At 45.1% G+C, this 19,104-nt stretch carries 18 protein-coding genes, 1 tRNA gene and 1 rRNA gene; 16 read left to right on the forward strand and 4 right to left on the reverse strand.

Annotation, left to right across the window (positions count from 1 at the left end; genetic code table 11):
• Genes priB through rplI form a run of 3 tightly spaced genes read left to right on the forward strand, consistent with a single transcriptional unit; the run spans position 1 to position 1,033 of the window.
• The gene (priB, locus tag C1S73_RS12485) at positions 1–303 is read left to right on the forward strand and encodes a primosomal replication protein N (protein WP_005438449.1); all 303 of its coding nucleotides are present in this window, start codon (positions 1–3) and stop codon (positions 301–303) included.
• Between the two features lie 16 nt (positions 304–319).
• Positions 320–547, forward strand: a complete 228-nt coding sequence (gene rpsR, locus C1S73_RS12490) for a 30S ribosomal protein S18 (RefSeq protein ID WP_000090472.1) — start codon at positions 320–322, stop codon at positions 545–547.
• Positions 548–580: 33 nt separating this feature from the next.
• The gene (rplI, locus tag C1S73_RS12495) at positions 581–1,033 is read left to right on the forward strand and encodes a 50S ribosomal protein L9 (RefSeq protein ID WP_038865482.1); all 453 of its coding nucleotides are present in this window, start codon (positions 581–583) and stop codon (positions 1,031–1,033) included.
• 81 nt (positions 1,034–1,114) lie between these two features.
• Here rplI and C1S73_RS12500 read toward each other — a convergent pair whose 3' ends face one another.
• Entirely contained in the window at positions 1,115–1,879 is a 765-nt protein-coding gene (locus tag C1S73_RS12500) for a DUF481 domain-containing protein (RefSeq protein ID WP_038865481.1), read from the reverse strand.
• Between the two features lie 322 nt (positions 1,880–2,201).
• Between C1S73_RS12500 and C1S73_RS12505 the strand changes: the two genes are divergently transcribed.
• Genes C1S73_RS12505 through C1S73_RS12515 form a run of 3 tightly spaced genes read left to right on the forward strand, consistent with a single transcriptional unit; the run spans position 2,202 to position 5,892 of the window.
• The gene (locus C1S73_RS12505; protein ID WP_038865480.1) at positions 2,202–3,602 is read left to right on the forward strand and encodes a replicative DNA helicase; all 1,401 of its coding nucleotides are present in this window, start codon (positions 2,202–2,204) and stop codon (positions 3,600–3,602) included.
• A 4-nt stretch (positions 3,603–3,606) separates the two neighbouring features.
• Positions 3,607–4,692 (forward strand): alanine racemase, encoded by a 1,086-nt coding sequence (alr, locus tag C1S73_RS12510; RefSeq protein ID WP_038865520.1) that lies wholly within the window; start codon positions 3,607–3,609, stop codon positions 4,690–4,692.
• Between the two features lie 3 nt (positions 4,693–4,695).
• On the forward strand, positions 4,696–5,892 hold the full coding sequence (locus tag C1S73_RS12515; RefSeq protein ID WP_038865478.1) for a BamA/TamA family outer membrane protein: 1,197 nt from the start codon (positions 4,696–4,698) through the stop codon (positions 5,890–5,892).
• A gap of 51 nt (positions 5,893–5,943) precedes the next feature.
• Here C1S73_RS12515 and C1S73_RS12520 read toward each other — a convergent pair whose 3' ends face one another.
• A complete protein-coding gene (locus C1S73_RS12520) occupies positions 5,944–6,363 on the reverse strand; it encodes a secondary thiamine-phosphate synthase enzyme YjbQ (RefSeq protein ID WP_038865477.1) in 420 nt (139 codons plus the stop codon).
• Between the two features lie 306 nt (positions 6,364–6,669).
• Between C1S73_RS12520 and pgi the strand changes: the two genes are divergently transcribed.
• Complete coding sequence (pgi, locus tag C1S73_RS12525; protein ID WP_038865475.1) at positions 6,670–8,322, forward strand: glucose-6-phosphate isomerase; 1,653 nt, start codon at positions 6,670–6,672, stop codon at positions 8,320–8,322.
• 103 nt (positions 8,323–8,425) lie between these two features.
• Here the strand turns inward: pgi and C1S73_RS12530 are convergent, their stop codons facing one another.
• Together C1S73_RS12530 and zur are read right to left on the reverse strand one after the other, a co-directional pair.
• Positions 8,426–8,887, reverse strand: a complete 462-nt coding sequence (locus C1S73_RS12530; protein WP_005381269.1) for a chemotaxis protein CheX — start codon at positions 8,885–8,887, stop codon at positions 8,426–8,428.
• 9 nt (positions 8,888–8,896) lie between these two features.
• Complete coding sequence (zur, locus tag C1S73_RS12535; protein WP_038865518.1) at positions 8,897–9,361, reverse strand: zinc uptake transcriptional repressor Zur; 465 nt, start codon at positions 9,359–9,361, stop codon at positions 8,897–8,899.
• Between the two features lie 284 nt (positions 9,362–9,645).
• On the opposite strand from zur, the gene dusA reads away from it, so the two are divergent.
• The 9 genes from dusA (at position 9,646) to C1S73_RS12585 (ending at position 18,997) form a co-directional block, all read left to right on the forward strand.
• Positions 9,646–10,626, forward strand: a complete 981-nt coding sequence (dusA, locus tag C1S73_RS12540) for a tRNA dihydrouridine(20/20a) synthase DusA (protein WP_038865516.1) — start codon at positions 9,646–9,648, stop codon at positions 10,624–10,626.
• Between the two features lie 163 nt (positions 10,627–10,789).
• Entirely contained in the window at positions 10,790–11,005 is a 216-nt protein-coding gene (gene pspG / locus C1S73_RS12545; RefSeq protein WP_005438463.1) for an envelope stress response protein PspG, read from the forward strand.
• Positions 11,006–11,105: 100 nt separating this feature from the next.
• Positions 11,106–11,774, forward strand: coding sequence for a TIGR04219 family outer membrane beta-barrel protein (locus tag C1S73_RS12550; protein WP_038865474.1), 669 nt, complete (start codon positions 11,106–11,108; stop codon positions 11,772–11,774).
• A 151-nt stretch (positions 11,775–11,925) separates the two neighbouring features.
• Positions 11,926–12,156 (forward strand): hypothetical protein, encoded by a 231-nt coding sequence (locus C1S73_RS12555; RefSeq protein WP_038865472.1) that lies wholly within the window; start codon positions 11,926–11,928, stop codon positions 12,154–12,156.
• A 116-nt stretch (positions 12,157–12,272) separates the two neighbouring features.
• Entirely contained in the window at positions 12,273–14,144 is a 1,872-nt protein-coding gene (locus tag C1S73_RS12560) for an assimilatory sulfite reductase (NADPH) flavoprotein subunit (RefSeq protein WP_038865471.1), read from the forward strand.
• The gene (gene cysI, locus C1S73_RS12565; RefSeq protein WP_038865469.1) at positions 14,144–15,880 is read left to right on the forward strand and encodes an assimilatory sulfite reductase (NADPH) hemoprotein subunit; all 1,737 of its coding nucleotides are present in this window, start codon (positions 14,144–14,146) and stop codon (positions 15,878–15,880) included. The genes C1S73_RS12560 and cysI overlap by 1 nt, the downstream gene beginning before the upstream one ends.
• Positions 15,873–16,652 (forward strand): phosphoadenylyl-sulfate reductase, encoded by a 780-nt coding sequence (locus tag C1S73_RS12570; RefSeq protein ID WP_038865467.1) that lies wholly within the window; start codon positions 15,873–15,875, stop codon positions 16,650–16,652. Before cysI ends, C1S73_RS12570 begins: the two co-directional genes overlap by 8 nt.
• 627 nt (positions 16,653–17,279) lie before the next feature.
• A 16S ribosomal RNA gene (locus C1S73_RS12580) occupies positions 17,280–18,832 on the forward strand.
• A gap of 89 nt (positions 18,833–18,921) precedes the next feature.
• A tRNA-Glu gene (locus C1S73_RS12585) sits at positions 18,922–18,997 on the forward strand.
• Positions 18,998–19,104: the final 107 nt, after the last annotated feature.

Below are 19,104 nucleotides of genomic sequence, written 5' to 3' on the forward strand. Positions count from 1 at the left end.
ATGACCAATCGAATGGAGCTGAGTGGCACCATTGCCAAGCCGCCCATTCGTAGTAAAAGCCCTGGTGGCATTGAACACTGTCGATTTTGGCTAGAGCATCGCTCTACCGTTATCGAAGCTAATCTACCTCGACAAGTATATTGTCGAATGCCGGTAGTGGTTAGTGGGCTTGGGTCACAAGCATTAACTCAGAATTTAGTACAAGGCAGTAACATTAAGGTAGGCGGTTTTGTCGCTTATCAGACCGGCCGAAATGGCGTTGGGAAATTAGTGTTACACGCCGACAACATTACTCAAATTTAAGATCAGGAGATAGCCCATGGCTCGTTTCTTCCGTCGTCGTAAATTCTGCCGTTTCACTGCAGAAGGCGTACAAGAGATTGATTACAAAGACGTAGCAACTCTTAAAAACTACATCACTGAAGCTGGTAAAATCGTACCTAGCCGTATCACTGGTACAAGCGCTAAGTACCAGCGTCAACTAGCTCGCGCTATCAAGCGTTCTCGCTACCTAGCTCTACTACCGTACACTGACAAGCATCAGTAATCGGTTCGTTTTATTAAGAAAGAGGATTAAACAATGCAAGTTATTCTACTTGATAAAATCGGTAACCTAGGTGGTCTTGGCGATACAGTAAACGTTAAGTCTGGCTACGCTCGTAACTTCCTTATCCCTCAAGGTAAAGCAGTTATGGCAACTAAAGGCAACGTTGAAATGTTCGAAGCTCGTCGCGCTGAACTAGAAGCTAAAGTTGCTGAGCAACTAACTGCTGCTGAAGCACGTGCTGAGAAAGTTAACGCTCTAGAAGCAGTTGTTATCGCTTCTAAAGCTGGTGACGAAGGTAAACTGTTCGGTTCTATCGGTACTCGTGACATCGCTGACGCTATCACAGCTGCAGGCGTTGAAGTTGCTAAGAGCGAAGTTCGCCTTCCTGAAGGTGCTCTACGTAACACTGGTGAGTTCGAGATCAGCGTTCAACTTCACTCTGAAGTTTTCGCTACTGCGAACGTACAAGTTGTTGCTGCTGAGTAATTCAGTACCAAGCGAAATAGTAAAAAGCACCTCTTTTGAGGTGCTTTTTTTATGTCTGATTTTCAGAGAAAAAAGTGAGAATTAGAAGGCGAACAGTAAGTTTACAGAGAATACACTGTCTGCTTTACTGAGCCCCTCTGGCACTTTATCGTGGTATTGACGCGAGTGTGCCAACTTTAAGGCGATATCTTCAGTGATGTCGTTAGTCACGCTGAGATCACTATCGACACGCGTGTTGCTTTTACCACTTACTAAGGTAATGTCGGCAGAAAAACTTAAGTTATCCAAAGCATGCCACGTGGTATTGATATTCCCACGGAAAATGCCTTCTCGAACGATATCAGGAAAGACGATATCGTCATCGTCTATCTCATCAAGGTTTGGTTCTTGATAACGAAAGCCAGGACCGATCTCCGCCTCTAGCGTGAAATTCTCTGTATAGGCGAACTGGTAACCCAGACCGCCAGAAAGTGTGTAGTCTTTAAAGTAAGCACTGTAGCGCGAATCAACCCCTTTAAAACTGCCGTACAAATAAGTCTTTGAGCCTAACTTGTAGTCACTTTGCGCGGTGTAGGTCGAAGAACGCTTGTCTTCTTCACCATCTTTATAAAGGTTGTAATACTTCCATTCACCGTTTGAACGGTGTCGGCCAGAAGTATATTCAGCACTCAGACGAGCATTCAGGGAACGAGAGTCCGTGTTACCTGTGTGAGCTTGATAGCCGAACTCGACCTCAGTAAGTAGAGGATCGGGCACTTCAATTTCTTGCTCTGGCTGTACTGATTCTTCAGCGAACGATGCTCCCGTGCAAAGTAAGCTAAAGCCAAGTAACCAGTATCGGGACACAAATACCTCGAACGTAATTAAAAAAGGAGGGGCATGATACTGATACAGATATTTTATTGGGTCAATGGTAGGTTAAATTTTATTAGACCTAAACGTAAGAACCAAGGTGTAGGCTCCCTCTCGAACGACTAAACTTAGTGAACTATCTGTTTCATTACGGATAAATCGATTCTAACTAAATCACAAAAGTTAACCGCGATGAAAAGCAGATTGTTAGTCATTCACTTGTTGAATTCTTAACAAGTAATTGTCGCATCGGGGAAGCATCTTGGTTGGGTTTAAGGTTATAATCTTGGGTCATTAGTAGTTATCGAGCAAAGTCATGGCGGAAAACAGAAATCGCAAACCTTCAGACAGTCAGGTAGACGCAATCAAAGTGCCACCTCACTCACTGGAAGCCGAGCAATCAGTGATTGGTGGTCTCTTACTGGACAATGAACGTTGGGACACCGTTGCAGAGCGTGTTGTCAGCAGTGATTTCTATAGCCGTCCACACCGTCTTATTTTCGAAGGCGTGAAAACCACACTAGAAGCGGGTAAGCCTCTCGACTTAATCACACTTTCTGAACATCTTGAGCGTCATGAACAGCTTGAAGATGTGGGTGGCTTTGCTTACCTTGCCGATCTGGCCAAAAACACACCAAGTGCTGCGAATATTAATGCTTATGCCGATATCGTTGCTGAACGCGCGATTGTGCGCGGTTTAATTGGTGTAGCCAATGAGATTGCGGATGCAGGTTACGATCCTCAAGGTCGTAGCTCTGAAGACTTAATTGACCTAGCCGAGAGTAAAGTTTTTGCAATTGCAGAGGCTCGTACCAGTGAGAATGAAGGCCCACAAAACGTGGATAACATTCTTGAAAAAACACTTGAACGTATCGAGATTCTGTACAAAACACCACAAGATGGTGTGACAGGTGTCGATACTGGTTTTACTGATCTCAACAAGAAAACGGCTGGCCTACAAGGCTCTGACTTGGTGATTGTTGCTGCGCGTCCATCGATGGGTAAAACGACCTTTGCGATGAACTTGTGTGAAAATGCCGCGATGCAGCAAGAAAAGCCGGTGCTTATTTTCTCGCTAGAGATGCCAGCAGAACAGTTGATGATGCGTATGCTTGCGTCTCTTTCTCGTGTTGACCAAACCAAGATCCGTACTGGTCAGCTAGACGATGAAGATTGGGCGCGTATTTCTTCTACCATGGGTATCCTGATGCAGAAGAAGAACATGTACATTGATGACAGCTCAGGTCTAACTCCAACAGAAGTTCGCTCGCGAGCACGTCGTATCGCTCGTGAACATGGTGGTCTATCAATGATCATGGTCGACTACCTTCAGTTGATGCGTGTCCCAGCAATGTCGGATAACCGTACTCTTGAGATTGCAGAGATCTCACGTTCACTTAAAGCATTAGCAAAAGAGCTGAACGTGCCAGTTGTCGCACTATCGCAGCTTAACCGTTCCCTAGAGCAACGTTCTGATAAACGCCCAGTTAACTCGGACTTGCGTGAATCAGGCTCTATCGAGCAGGATGCAGACTTGATTATGTTCATCTACCGTGATGAGGTTTATCACCCAGATAGCCCATATAAAGGCACCGCAGAAATTATCTTGGGTAAACAACGTAATGGTCCTATCGGTTCAGTACGCTTGACCTTCCAAGGACAACACTCGCGCTTTGATAATTACGCGGGTCCAGCATTTGATATTGATGATGAGTAATGCAATGAGTTACAAGAAAGCCGCGATGGCATGCATTGACTTGTCTGCGTTGCAATACAACCTGCAACGTGTAAAAGAGCAAGCACCAGACAGCAAAGTGATGGCGGTGGTCAAAGCCAATGGCTACGGCCATGGTCTACGTCATGTCGCGAAGCATGCGACACACGCCGATGCCTTTGGTGTTGCACGAATTGAAGAAGCGCTGCAATTACGCGCTTGTGGTGTGGTAAAACCCATTCTGCTGCTAGAAGGTTTTTACTCACCAGGTGACTTACCTATTTTAGTGACCAACAACATTCAAACGGTTGTGCACTGTGAAGAACAGCTTGTTGCTCTGGAGCAAGCAGAGCTGGAAACCCCTGTGGTCGTTTGGCTTAAAATCGACAGCGGTATGCATCGCTTGGGGGTTCGTCCAGAGCAATACGACGAATTCGTTTCACGCTTAAAAGAGTGTTCAAACGTAGCGAAACCACTCCGTTACATGAGTCATTTCGGTTGTGCAGATGAGCTAGACAGCAACATCACTCCTGAGCAGATTGAACGTTTTATGTCTTTGACTGCTGGTTGTCAGGGAGAGCGCTCTCTTGCAGCTTCAGCTGGTCTACTTGCTTGGCCACAAAGTCAATTGGATTGGGTTCGTCCGGGGATCATCATGTACGGTGTTTCACCATTCAATGATAAAACGGCGCAAGAACTTGGCTATCAACCGGTCATGACACTAAAATCGCACTTGATCGCAGTTCGTGAGGTGAAGAAAGGCGAAAGTGTTGGCTATGGTGGTATGTGGACCAGCGAGCGTGATACCAAAGTAGGGGTCATTGCGGTTGGCTATGGCGATGGTTACCCACGAACTGCCCCGAATGGCACACCCGTTTTGGTCAATGGTCGCAAAGTGCCTATTGCCGGTCGAGTCTCAATGGACATGTTGACTGTTGATCTCGGCCCTGATGCGACAGATAAGGTCAGTGATGAAGCAATACTGTGGGGGAAAGAACTCCCTGCAGAAGAGGTGGCAAGCCACATTGGCACCATTGCTTATGAGTTAGTGACTAAACTGACTTCTCGTGTCGAAATGGAATATTCGAAGTAACCCATGAAGAAAATATTATTTTCAGTGCTGGCATTCTCTGCCAGCCTTTTTTTATCTCCACAGACGCTTGCGAAAGAGAAAGATTCAGCATTTGTTCCTTTCTATTTCAGTACGGATACCATGGGTAGCACCGTCGGTTTAGCCGGGGTTGCGAAAGGTGTCGGTCAGCCTCAAGCGGCTTTATTCGGAATGGGACTTTACTCTGAGAAAGATAGCTATGTCGGTTTTCTTTCTGCCTTCAATTACGCTCTATCTTCAAACCTGTTGTTCAGTACGCAGATGTACCAAGCACGTTTTAACGATAATCCGTACTACTTAGGCAACCAAGGCTCGAATGACTCTTCAACGGAAGAGAAAACCGTGACTAATGGAGACGAAGATAACTATAAGCTTGAATTCAAGTACTTACTGCCTTGGGGGAATGTCCGTGAACATGGGTTACTTGGCGCATTCCAACCAGTTCGAGATGTTAGCTTTGCTTCTCCAATTGACTCGGGAGTGAGCTCCATCATCTTCACGCCTTTTTACTCGTCTCGAGAGTTGGATATCTACAATGATAAAAAGGAAGAAGCGACGGGCTTTACTCTGACCTTTGATTGGGATAACCGAGACAGTGTACGTAACACGACGCGTGGCTCTCATACCTCTTTCGACCTAACCACTGGCGCGGACAGTTTGCAATCAGAGGATCTGTGGTTAAAGTGGGAATTTCAAAACAGCCAATATTATTCATTGGGGCCGTTAGGGGATTGGTTCGATCAACAAGTGCTCGCCTTTGATTTTTTCACTGCAGATACGCCAACGTGGGAGCAATGTGATGGTGCAGTGTGTAGTCGTCCACCAGAACAAGAACAAGTTCGTTTAGGCGGTTTGTATCGTCTACGTGGTTATACAGCTGGTCGTTACCATGGACGCAGCGCGATTCACTACTCTGCTGAGTATCGTGTATTGCCAGATTGGCAACCGCTCGATGATATTCCATTGATTAACTACTACGACTTACCATGGTGGCAGTGGGTAGCTTTTGTCGAAGTGGGTAGAGTTGCAGATGAATACAATCTTAAAACATTACATGAAGACATGAAGTGGAACATCGGTGGTGCAGTGCGCTTCCAAGTCGAGGGTATTGTTGTTCGTGCTGAAATGGCCAAAGGTGATGATGAAGGCACCTTCCGAGTAATGATCAATCAGCCCTTCTAAATTGAGATAAAACAAAGGCTAACCAGTTGGTTAGCCTTTGTTTTATCTGAACTATTCACCGTTGATGGTTGCGATGACACGACGGCTTCCGCCATAATCGCGGTGCTCACCCAAGTAAATACCCTGCCATGTTCCTAACGCTAATTGACCGTTTTGGATGGGAATTGTCACACTACTGCCAAGTAAAGACGCTTTAATATGGGCTGGCATATCATCATCACCTTCATAAGTGTGTTGGTAGTACGGGGCACGCTCAGGAACAAATTTGTTGAAGTGGGCTTCCATATCCATGCGTACTGTTGGGTCGGCATTTTCATTCAAGGTCAAACTGGCCGAAGTGTGTTGAATAAACAGGTGTAACAAACCTACTGAAAGCGATTGGATTTGTGGTAATTGTTGTTCAATTTCATCAGTGATGAGATGGAAGCCACGGCTACGCGCTTTTAATTGCAGTGTTTTTTGTGCCCACATATGCGTTCCTTTGGAAAAATTCGATTTGGCGTCTATCCTAATCCAATTAGAGCCTATCATGAGTAGATGATATGATTCCCGATATCTTAAATGAATTGTTCAAATTCGAAACAGGGAACGTGACCTAACTCAATGTGAGTGTAAAGGCACTCGGTCATAATTGATGATTGAAAAAAAATTACAAAGCCTTGTTTTGTGGCAATTCGCCCAAACATCTAATTTATATTCTTTTTGCTAAATCGGGGATTCCGCAGTTTTCGCTAGACTGTAAGGAATGGAACCTACTGTAACATCGGGATAAAGACCATGTTGAAAAATATCAATCCAACGCAAACACAAGCTTGGAAAGCGCTAACTGCGCATTTCGAATCTGCACAAGATATGGATCTGAAAGAGCTATTTACTCAAGACGCGGCGCGTTTCGACAAATACTCTGCACGCTTCGGCTCAGACATCCTAGTCGATTACTCAAAGAACCTAATCAACGAGGACACTCTGAAGCACCTTTTCGCTCTTGCTAACGAGACTGAGCTTAAGTCAGCAATTGAAGCGATGTTCAGTGGTGAAGCGATCAACAAAACAGAAGATCGCGCTGTTCTTCACACTGCACTGCGTAACCGTTCTAACAAGCCAGTAATGGTTGGCGGCGAAGACGTGATGCCTGCGGTAAACGCAGTTCTTGAGAAAATTAAATCATTCACTGATCGCGTAATTGGCGGTGAGTGGAAAGGTTACACAGGTAAAGCAATCACAGACATCGTAAACATCGGTATCGGTGGTTCTGACCTTGGTCCTTACATGGTGACTGAAGCACTAGCACCATACAAAAACCACCTAAACCTGCACTTCGTTTCTAACGTTGATGGTACTCACATCGTTGAAACTCTTAAGAAAGTCGATCCAGAGACAACACTATTCTTGATCGCGTCTAAGACATTCACGACTCAAGAAACCATGACAAACGCGCACTCTGCTCGTGATTGGTTCCTAGAAACTGCAGGCGATCAAGCACACGTTGCTAAGCACTTCGCAGCGCTTTCTACTAACGCTCCTGCGGTATCTGAATTTGGTATCGACACAGACAACATGTTTGAGTTCTGGGACTGGGTTGGTGGTCGTTACTCATTATGGTCAGCAATCGGTCTTTCAATTGCATTGTCTGTAGGTTACGACAACTTTATCGAGCTTCTAGACGGTGCTCACGAGATGGATAACTACTTCGTATCGACAGATCTAGAAAGCAACATCCCTGTAATTCTTGCTTTGATCGGTATTTGGTACAACAACTTCCATGGCGCTGAGTCTGAAGCAATCCTACCTTACGATCAGTACATGCACCGTTTCGCGGCGTACTTCCAGCAAGGTAACATGGAATCTAACGGTAAGTATGTTGACCGTGAAGGTAATGCAGTGACTTACCAAACTGGTCCTATCATTTGGGGTGAACCAGGTACTAACGGTCAGCACGCGTTCTACCAGCTGATTCACCAAGGTACTAAACTGATCCCATGTGACTTCATTGCTCCAGCAATCAGCCACAACCCAGCAAGCGACCACCACCAAAAACTGATGTCTAACTTCTTTGCACAAACAGAAGCATTGGCATTTGGTAAGTCAGCAGAAACTGTGAAGGCAGAATTTGCGAAAGCAGGTAAGAGCGAAGAAGAAATGGCGTCTCTAGTACCGTTCAAAGTATTTGAAGGTAACCGACCAACGAACTCTATCCTAGTTAAGCAAATCACACCTCGCACGCTAGGTAACTTGATCGCAATGTACGAGCACAAAATCTTCGTTCAAGGCGTTATCTGGAACATCTTCAGCTTCGACCAATGGGGTGTTGAGCTAGGTAAACAACTAGCAAACCAAATCCTACCTGAGCTAGCTGACGGTTCTGAAATCAGTTCACACGACAGCTCTACAAACGGTCTAATCAACGCATTCAAAGCTTTTAAAGCTTAATGTTTGAATAGATAGAAAAAGAAAAGGTCAGCCAGTGCTGACCTTTTTTATTGTCTGAGACAGAAACAAATAGGTTGGCGTTTACCAACTTATTTATTCTCTATTATTCGAAGCAAATCTCGATGAAGGCATTTCCCCACTGTGAAGAGAAAGGCATGATGATGATTGAGCCTTCACACTTGTGGCGAATGGTATGGCCTCTACCTGATACCACAACTGGCGTTGCCATATCAAAGTCGAACCCACTTTCCGCTAGAATACGTTTCGCACCACCAGTCACCATGTTAGTGATCTCACCAACCATGTCAGTCACTTCCTCGTTCAGTCCGTTTGGACGTTCTCCAAGCATGTTTTGCATGATTTCTAGTGCTAACGCTTCATCAAAGGTAATCGACATTGAACCACGAGTTTGTGGGCCAACCATACCAATAAGACCAGAAACGTCACCTCGTGCGATCTCATCTTTCTTGATTCGCGGTTTTTGTGGCTTCAGTTCTAGCGAAGCCATAGTTTTTAGAACATTCATTAAAGAAGCTAAAAACGGGTTTACAAATTCAGCGCGCATAACGTTCTTCTATCTTTCTTCTTTCGTCTCCGAGGAACACGCCTGGCATTCGCCATGGGTTTCGATAACTTGATTCGTTAGCTTGAATCCATGTTTCTCGGCGTTATTGGCTAATAAGGATATCAGCGTCTCGTCTTCGAGTTCAACGACATCGCCACATTTATCGCAAATTAACAGTTGGAAAAAATGCTGTTGAGTATTGAACGAACAACAAGTAATAAAACTGTTCGTTGATTCCACTCGATGAATAAAGCCTTGTTCTAGAAGAAAATCTAATGCTCGATAAACAGTCGGTGGCTTAGCCTGAGGCTCACTCTCTTTCAGTTGCTCCAATAGCTCATACGCACTAGAGGCGCGGCGATTAGAACAAATTAGCTCAAAAACGCGTCGGCGCTGCGGCGTCAATCTTACTCCGCGCTCAGCGCAGATTTGTTCAATTTGTTCAAGGATTGTTGGGTCCAAATCTTTCACCATAACTATCGGACGTGCTTTATGATAAACCATTTCTATACGAAGTTCGTTTAGAAATACTGCATTTTACCTACTATCAGACCGAAAATCATGAACTAAAGCAAGTCGATGAAGAGTAGAGTGAGCAACGGATATCACAGAACGAGATACCAATGCCGAAATAGGGTGTTGGGGCGGCGATTCACAGCGCTCGCATCCATTGCACGGTGGGTATACAATACCCGACTTAATTTTTGGGGCGCAACGCCGCGCTCTACCTTGGCAACGTAAAAACGGGTGTTTATATCATGACTCATTCTTGCAGGCTCTCTGTAGCACCAATGTTGGATTGGACGGATCGTCATTGTCGCTACTTCCATCGCTTAATGACCAAAGAAACCCTGCTGTACACCGAAATGGTAACAACAGGTGCGATCATTCATGGAAAAGGAGATTTCCTAGCTTATAACGAAGAAGAGCACCCGTTAGCCCTTCAACTTGGCGGTTCAAACCCAGCTGATTTGGCAACGTGCGCTAAGTTAGCCCAAGAGCGTGGCTACGATGAGATTAACCTAAACGTGGGTTGCCCATCTGATCGTGTTCAAAATGGCCGTTTCGGCGCGTGCTTAATGGCCGAGCCACAGTTGGTCGCTGACTGTATCGCATCGATGAAAGATGTGGTTGATATTCCTGTTACGGTAAAGACGCGTATTGGCATTGACGACCAAGATTCTTATGAGTTTTTAACTGACTTCGTATCGATTGTGTCGGAGAAAGGTGGCTGTGAACAATTTACTATTCATGCGCGTAAAGCATGGTTAAGTGGTTTAAGCCCGAAAGAAAACCGTGAGATTCCACCGTTGGATTACCCACGCGCTTACCAGTTGAAGAAAGATTTCTCTCACCTGACTATCGCTGTGAACGGTGGCGTAAAGTCATTAGAAGAAGCGAAAGGGCATCTACAACATTTAGATGGTGTGATGATTGGTCGTGAAGCTTATCAAAGCCCCTACTTGCTAGCATCTGTTGACCAAGAATTGTTTGGTTCAACCGTACCAGTAAAGAAGCGCAGTGAGATCGTTGAAGAGATGTACCCGTATATCGAAGCACAACTTGCAAAGGGTGCTTACATTGGCCATATCACTCGTCATATGTTGGGCTTATTTCAAAGTATGCCTGGTGCTCGTCAATGGCGTCGCCACATCAGTGAGAATGCACACAAGCCAGGTTCTGGTTTAGAGGTGTTGCAAGATGCACTGGCGAAGATTCCAAAAGAATTGAACGTGTAAATTTCACCAGTGGTTGGTGAAAATTACCAACTCACAAATAGAAAAGCCAGAGTGCAGAAATGTCTCTGGCTTTATTTTTACTTATAGATCATGGTTTTATTCTTGTTTTAATTAGTTGGTACAGAACCTGCTCTAGTAAAACTAAAACAAAGGAGAAGTGATTATGTTGGAGCTGATCTTTATTTTAGTATTTGCGGCAACTTTGCTCGTGACTGGTATTACGATGGTGACTGTATTTGCTGCGACTGGCATTGCATTGGTGGTGATGTTCTTATTGGGCATGGTTGGAGCTGTGCTAAAACTATTGCCTTGGTTAATAGTGATTGCATTAGGCATATGGTTTTTTAAAAACTTCGTCGCTCAGCCTCGTTATAAGTAACGGATTGTAGAGATTTAGTTGATAGAGGGCAGTGAGAGTATGATAATATTTCTCACATGCCCCTTAATGTTGAAATCAGCTATCTCGGAGTAAAAATTACATGACATATAAAGCGACCATCGCTTTAACGACACTATCGTTGGCAGCGTCTTATCCTTGTTTTGCAAATGAAGAAGCTTCTTCTTTTACTACCACTGTAGGTGCAGAAGTTTGGGTGGCAGATACTAAAGTTAATGAAGTAAGAAGAGATAGCAATACAACTGGTTCTTTCTATGCTGCGGTTGAGCACGACATAAAATACGTGCCAAATGCTCGCCTTCGTTATTCTAACGTTGATGCAGATTACATGGGTTTCGACAAATTAGATCTCACTCTTTACTACCAAATTCTTGAACATGACTTACTGCATTTCGATGCGGGTCTGACCTTTAGTAATTTGAGTGACACTAAGTATGTGGATGCGGGTACAAATGCCCGTACGGAAGAGTTTGATGAACTTATCTGGGCTTGGTATGGCTACGCAGAAATCACCGTACCTAATACCAACTTCGATGTGATTGGTGAGATGAACTTCGGCGATAGCAAAGGCATCAAGAGCACCGACCTAATGGCTGGTGTTCAGTACCGTATCCCTTTCCAGGAATCTGAATTGACCTTCCGTGGTGGCTACCGTGTGATTGACCTTGAGTCAGAAGAGTTCTTATCGAGCTTAGGTAAAGAGTTCATTTTTGCTGATGGCTTCTTTGTTGGTGCTCAATACTCTTTCTAAACATAATTAACTTATTCCTTTAAAACGTCGCCTTATAAGCGGCGTTTTTTTATATCACTTCATTATATTCAATCGAATTAATCGCCCAAGTTTTCAGACTTCGACCATGCTTATTTAGGAGCAATGTATAAAAGTTGGAGCAAGGATTGCGATGACAATAAATGAATTGAGACATCTATTTCGTGATAACCAGCTGGTAGAAGCCATTATCGAACCTTCAATACAAGAAGGAGGTTGGGTTGTTGAGTTTAGGCATGCCCGTGGTGGTTTTGTCTGTCTTACCGATACACATGGGGAAGAATGTCTCTATGATGACCTCGATACGGCCTCTAAATCGGCCATGGCAGTCGGCTTTCAACAAGTTCGGATTGAAGATCGTTGACCCTAACTTTGATTTTCTTACTTCCAAAAAGTTATAAAACATTCACATCTATTCTTTCTTGTTATTAGGGAGAGTGGTTAATCTATCGTCACGCAATGAATAGGGATGTCGTGACAATGTCTTTTCAAAAGAATGAGTCTTACAAGAATGTGTCGGAAGAAAATAATGGGCAAGGTGGAAACCCACCAATCGCAAGCCCTCTGAATGACCAGCAATTTAGTTCACTCCAGCAAACTGTCTCTGAGTTATCTTCACAACAACTCGCTTGGGTCAGTGGTTATTTTTGGGGTTTAGCGCAAAACCAACCAAGTTCAGCAGCTGCAGGCCCAATAGCACAGGCTGCTGCTTCTGTCGCTACAAAACCAGCAGGCAAGCTAAGCATCATTTTTGCTTCTCAAACCGGCAATGCGAAAGGTGTTGCTGAAGCACTAGAGCAAGAAGCCAAAGCAGAAGGCATTGTTGTAGAGCTATTTGATGCTAGTGATTACAAAGGCAAAAATCTTGCTAAAGAGACGCATGTAATCATCGTTGCGTCCACTAATGGAGAGGGTGAAGCGCCAGATAATGCCATTGAGCTGCATGAATTCCTTCAATCAAAGAAAGCGCCTAAGCTACCAAACCTGCAATATGCGGTGATCGCTCTTGGCGATTCTAGCTACGAATTTTTCTGCCAAACGGGTAAAGACTTCGATACTTACTTATCTAAGCTAGGTGCAACTGCCTTCATCGATCGCATTGATTGTGATGTGGATTACGAAGCGCCGGCCGCAGAGTGGCGTAAACAAGCGCTTGAGCAAGTAAAAGAAGCGCTTTCTTCTGGTAACGAAGCGGAAGTGGTTCAACTTCCTGTTGGTCAAGCCGCTCCTGGTCACTCTGCTTATAACAAGCAAAACCCATATACCGCAACGTTACTGACTAGCCAGAAAATCACGGGTCGTGATTCGGGCAAAGATGTTCGCCACGTAGAGATTGACCTCGAAGACTCAGGTTTAACTTATCAAGCCGGCGATGCTTTAGGTGTGTGGTTCGATAATAGTTCAGAATTAGCCAATGCTATCTTAGCTAAGGCTGGTCTATCCGGTGTTGAAAGTGTAGAAGTGGATGGTGAAAGCCTTTCTATTCATAGTGCATTGGTTAGCAAATATGAAATCACCGCATCAAACCCTCAGTTTGTCACCAAATTTGCAGAGCTATCTGGTAGTAAGAAACTACAAAAGCTAGTGGAAGATAAAGACAAACTTCGTGAGTACGCAGCAAACACTCAAGTCGTAGATGTGCTTGCGGAGAAGAAGACCAAGCTAAGTGCAGAAGAGTTGGTTGGTTTACTTCGTCGATTGACACCTCGTCTATATTCTATCGCTTCAAGCCAAACCGAAGTTGATGAAGAGGTTCACTTAACCGTAGGATTAGTTGAATACGATAAAGGTGATGAGAAGCGCTATGGCGGAGCATCAGGTTTCCTCGCTCAACGTCTGGAAGAAGGTGGTGAAGTGAAAGTGTTTGTTGAGCACAATAATAACTTCAAACTGCCACAAGATGACAACACACCAATCATCATGGTTGGCCCTGGTACCGGTATTGCGCCTTTCCGTAGTTTTATTCAAGAGCGTGATAACCGTGACGCGGAAGGCAAGAACTGGTTGTTCTTTGGTGACCGTACCTTTACCCAAGATTTCCTTTACCAAGTGGAATGGCAGAAGTACCTCAAGTCAGGTTTGCTGACTCGCCTTGATGTTGCGTTTAGTCGTGACCAAGCAGAGAAGGTTTATGTTCAACATCGCATCCTAGAAAACGCTGAACAAGTGTGGCAATGGATTCAAGATGGTGCCTACATCTATGTATGTGGTGATGCCACTCGTATGGCAAAAGATGTTCACGATGCGCTGGTATTTGTAGCCGAGCAACAAGGCAAGCTATCTCGTGAAGAAGCCGAAGCATTTATCAACGATCTACGTAAAGCGAAACGTTACCAAAGGGATGTGTACTAATGAGCGCGAATGAACAATCAAACAGCCAAGAAGTATTAGGTGAGGTACTTGGTCCACTCTCGGATAACGAGCGCCTTAAAAGAGAAAGTAACTTACTACGTGGAACGATTGAACAAGATCTACAAGACCGCATTACCGGTGGTTTTACTGCAGATAACTTCCAGTTGATTCGTTTCCACGGAATGTACCAGCAAGATGATCGCGATATCCGTAATGAGCGTGCTAAGCAAAAGTTGGAGCCGTTGCACAATGTCATGCTTCGTGCACGTATGCCGGGCGGCATCATTACGCCAAAGCAATGGCTAGCGATCGACAAGTTTGCAACTGAGCACTCTTTATATGGAAGTATTCGTCTTACGACTCGTCAAACGTTTCAGTTCCACGGCGTGCTAAAACCAAATATCAAGTTGATGCACCAAACGCTCAACAGCATTGGTATTGATTCGATTGCCACCGCGGGTGATGTTAACCGTAACGTATTGTGTACCACTAATCCAGTGGAGTCGGAGCTACACCAAGAGGCTTACGAGTGGGCGAAGAAGATCAGTGAGCATCTATTACCGAAGACACGCGCTTATGCCGAGATTTGGTTAGACGGTGAAAAAGTAGAAAGCACGGAAGAAGACGAACCGATTTTGGGTAAGAACTACTTACCACGTAAGTTTAAAACCACAGTGGTTATCCCACCGCAAAATGACGTAGACGTACACGCTAACGATCTTAACTTCGTAGCGATTGCAGATAACGGTAAGTTGGTTGGTTTTAACGTGCTTGTTGGTGGCGGTCTAGCGATGACGCATGGCGATACGTCAACTTACCCACGCAGAGCGGATGACTTTGGTTTTATCCCATTAGAGAAAACGCTTGATGTTGCGGCTGCTGTAGTAACAACGCAACGTGATTGGGGTAACCGTTCGAACCGTAAGAATGCAAAAACGAAGTACACATTAGATCGTGTCGGAAGTGATGTCTTTAAAGCAGAAGTAGAAAAGCGTGCTGGTGTTAAGTTTGAGCAAAGTCGCCCTTACGAATTAACAGAACGTGGTGACCGTATTGGTTGGGTTGAAGGGATCGATGGTAAGCATCACCTAGCACTCTTCATCGAAAACGGTCGTCTGTTGGATTTCCCGGGTAAACCACTTAAGGCAGGTGTTGCTGAAATTGCCAAAATCCACAAAGGCGATTTCCGCATGACGGCAAACCAAAATTTGATTGTTGCTGGTGTACCAAAAAGCCAAAAATCGAAGATCGAGAAGATTGCTCGTGAACATGGCTTAATGAATGATGGTGTGAGTGAGCAGCGTAAGAACTCGATGGCGTGTGTCGCATTTCCTACTTGTCCGCTCGCGATGGCTGAGGCTGAACGATATCTTCCTCAGTTTGTTACTGATGTTGAAGATATTCTAGAAAAGCATGGTCTATCGGAAGAAGACAATATCATTCTTCGTGTAACAGGGTGTCCAAATGGCTGTGGCCGAGCAATGTTGGCAGAAATCGGCTTAGTTGGTAAAGCTCCGGGTCGATACAACTTACACCTAGGTGGTAACCGCGGCGGTACTCGAGTACCGAAGATGTATAAAGAGAACATTACGGATAAGCAAATCTTAGAAGAGATTGATAAGCTGGTGGCTCGTTGGGCTGCTGAACGTGAAGAAGGCGAAGCATTTGGCGATTTCACGATTCGAGCTGGCATTATTCAAGAAGTGTTTATATCAAAGAGGGATTTCCATGCTTGATTCTGTAGCGTCCAACCCGGAGCTAGCAGAGTTACTGACATTAACTAAGACGGAGCAAATCCTCCGTCTTGCTCAAATCAATGTCGAGCTCGAACAGCTTTCGGCACAAGAGAGAGTAAAGTGGGCATTGGAGAATTTGGAAGGGGAGTTCGCAGTCTCATCCAGTTTCGGTATCCAAGCAGCAGTGATGCTCCATCTTGTGACACAACAAAAGCCGGACATTCCAATCATCCTAACGGACACCGGATATCTATTTGCGGAGACTTATCAATTTATTGACCAGTTGAAAGCGCAACTGAGCCTCAACCTTAAAGTATACCGAGCAAAAGAAAGCGCCCATTGGCAAGAAGCACGTTACGGAAAACTTTGGGAACAAGGTATAGAGGGAATTGAAAAGTACAACAAGATAAACAAAGTAGAACCAATGCGACGGGCTCTGCGTGAGCAAAATGTCGGTACTTGGTTTTCAGGATTGCGTCGAGAGCAAAGCCAATCTCGTGCAGGTCTACCAATCTTGTCGATTCAAAATGGTGTATTTAAATTCTTACCAGTGATCGACTGGACGAATAAAGATGTGCATTACTACCTAGAAGAACATGGTTTAAGTTATCACCCTCTATGGGACCAAGGATATCTTTCGGTAGGTGATACTCATACAACAAGGAAGTGGGAACCAGGCATGTCAGAAGAAGAAACCCGCTTCTTCGGTTTAAAACGAGAGTGTGGTCTTCATGAAGATGAGGGCGCAGAACAAGATGGTTCTGGCATCTAGTCATTTAGACGCCGAAACACACGTATCGGCTAAATAAAGAAAGCTGCTGTAAAGCAGCTTTCTTTATTTACAGTAAGTAAAAATGGGCAAAAAAGGATAACTCTGTGGATAAGTTGTTTAACTCTTTGGGGTAAAGTTGGATAAATAAGCCTTTGAATGAAAAGTCGACGTTTAACCATTATTTTTGCAATTTTTACAAAATAACACTTGCCAACGTGAGCGCGATCTCTATAATGCCACCTCATCGACAGGGCAAGCGCTCACAAGGGTTCAAGCAACGTCGATAAGGTCAGAAAGAAAAGCGAAATAATTTGAAAAAAGTGTTTGACACAAAAAATTATCTCGCTAGAATGGCCGCCTCTTCCAAAGTGATGTGAGTCACAAAGAAGAATCGCTCTTTAAAAATATAGACCTATCAATCTGTGTGGGCACTCGTTGATGATAATCCAATTAGAAACTTCGGTTTCAAATTAGGTTTCAATGAACTGAGTGACCAATCAAGTCTTCGGACTTGGCACAGTCAATTCATTATCATTCTGTTGGAATGGTAATAGCTTTAAAATTACTTCTTACTTTCGAGTAAGGATGAGTTTTGAAGTCAGTATTCGTTGAGCCGAACAAAATCTTAAATTGAAGAGTTTGATCATGGCTCAGATTGAACGCTGGCGGCAGGCCTAACACATGCAAGTCGAGCGGAAACGACTTAACTGAACCTTCGGGGAACGTTAAGGGCGTCGAGCGGCGGACGGGTGAGTAATGCCTAGGAAATTGCCCTGATGTGGGGGATAACCATTGGAAACGATGGCTAATACCGCATAATGCCTACGGGCCAAAGAGGGGGACCTTCGGGCCTCTCGCGTCAGGATATGCCTAGGTGGGATTAGCTAGTTGGTGAGGTAATGGCTCACCAAGGCGACGATCCCTAGCTGGTCTGAGAGGATGATCAGCCACACTGGAACTGAGACACGGTCCAGACTCCTACGGGAGGCAGCAGTGGGGAATATTGCACAATGGGCGCAAGCCTGATGCAGCCATGCCGCGTGTGTGAAGAAGGCCTTCGGGTTGTAAAGCACTTTCAGTCGTGAGGAAGGTGGTAGTGTTAATAGCACTATCATTTGACGTTAGCGACAGAAGAAGCACCGGCTAACTCCGTGCCAGCAGCCGCGGTAATACGGAGGGTGCGAGCGTTAATCGGAATTACTGGGCGTAAAGCGCATGCAGGTGGTTTGTTAAGTCAGATGTGAAAGCCCGGGGCTCAACCTCGGAATAGCATTTGAAACTGGCAGACTAGAGTACTGTAGAGGGGGGTAGAATTTCAGGTGTAGCGGTGAAATGCGTAGAGATCTGAAGGAATACCGGTGGCGAAGGCGGCCCCCTGGACAGATACTGACACTCAGATGCGAAAGCGTGGGGAGCAAACAGGATTAGATACCCTGGTAGTCCACGCCGTAAACGATGTCTACTTGGAGGTTGTGGCCTTGAGCCGTGGCTTTCGGAGCTAACGCGTTAAGTAGACCGCCTGGGGAGTACGGTCGCAAGATTAAAACTCAAATGAATTGACGGGGGCCCGCACAAGCGGTGGAGCATGTGGTTTAATTCGATGCAACGCGAAGAACCTTACCTACTCTTGACATCCAGAGAACTTTCCAGAGATGGATTGGTGCCTTCGGGAACTCTGAGACAGGTGCTGCATGGCTGTCGTCAGCTCGTGTTGTGAAATGTTGGGTTAAGTCCCGCAACGAGCGCAACCCTTATCCTTGTTTGCCAGCGAGTAATGTCGGGAACTCCAGGGAGACTGCCGGTGATAAACCGGAGGAAGGTGGGGACGACGTCAAGTCATCATGGCCCTTACGAGTAGGGCTACACACGTGCTACAATGGCGCATACAGAGGGCAGCAAGCTAGCGATAGTGAGCGAATCCCAAAAAGTGCGTCGTAGTCCGGATTGGAGTCTGCAACTCGACTCCATGAAGTCGGAATCGCTAGTAATCGTGGATCAGAATGCCACGGTGAATACGTTCCCGGGCCTTGTACACACCGCCCGTCACACCATGGGAGTGGGCTGCAAAAGAAGTAGGTAGTTTAACCTTCGGGAGGACGCTTACCACTTTGTGGTTCATGACTGGGGTGAAGTCGTAACAAGGTAGCGCTAGGGGAACCTGGCGCTGGATCACCTCCTTATACGATGATTACTCACGATGAGTGTCCACACAGATTGATACGGTTTATAAGTAAAAGAGACGAAGATATCCCAATATCTTCAATCCAGTGTCCCGTTCGTCTAGAGGCCTAGGACACCGCCCTTTCACGGCGGTAACAGGGGTTCGACTCCCCTACGGGATACCATCTTTAAACATTCTCTCTTGAGAGTTTTTAAAAATGGTTACTTCATAAGAAGTGATTAGCTCTTTAACAATTTGGAAAGCTGACAAAGTAATCTTTAAGATTACTTG

The sequence above is a fragment of the Vibrio jasicida 090810c genome, assembly GCF_002887615.1.
GTDB classification, from domain to species: Bacteria; Pseudomonadota; Gammaproteobacteria; order Enterobacterales; family Vibrionaceae; genus Vibrio; species Vibrio jasicida.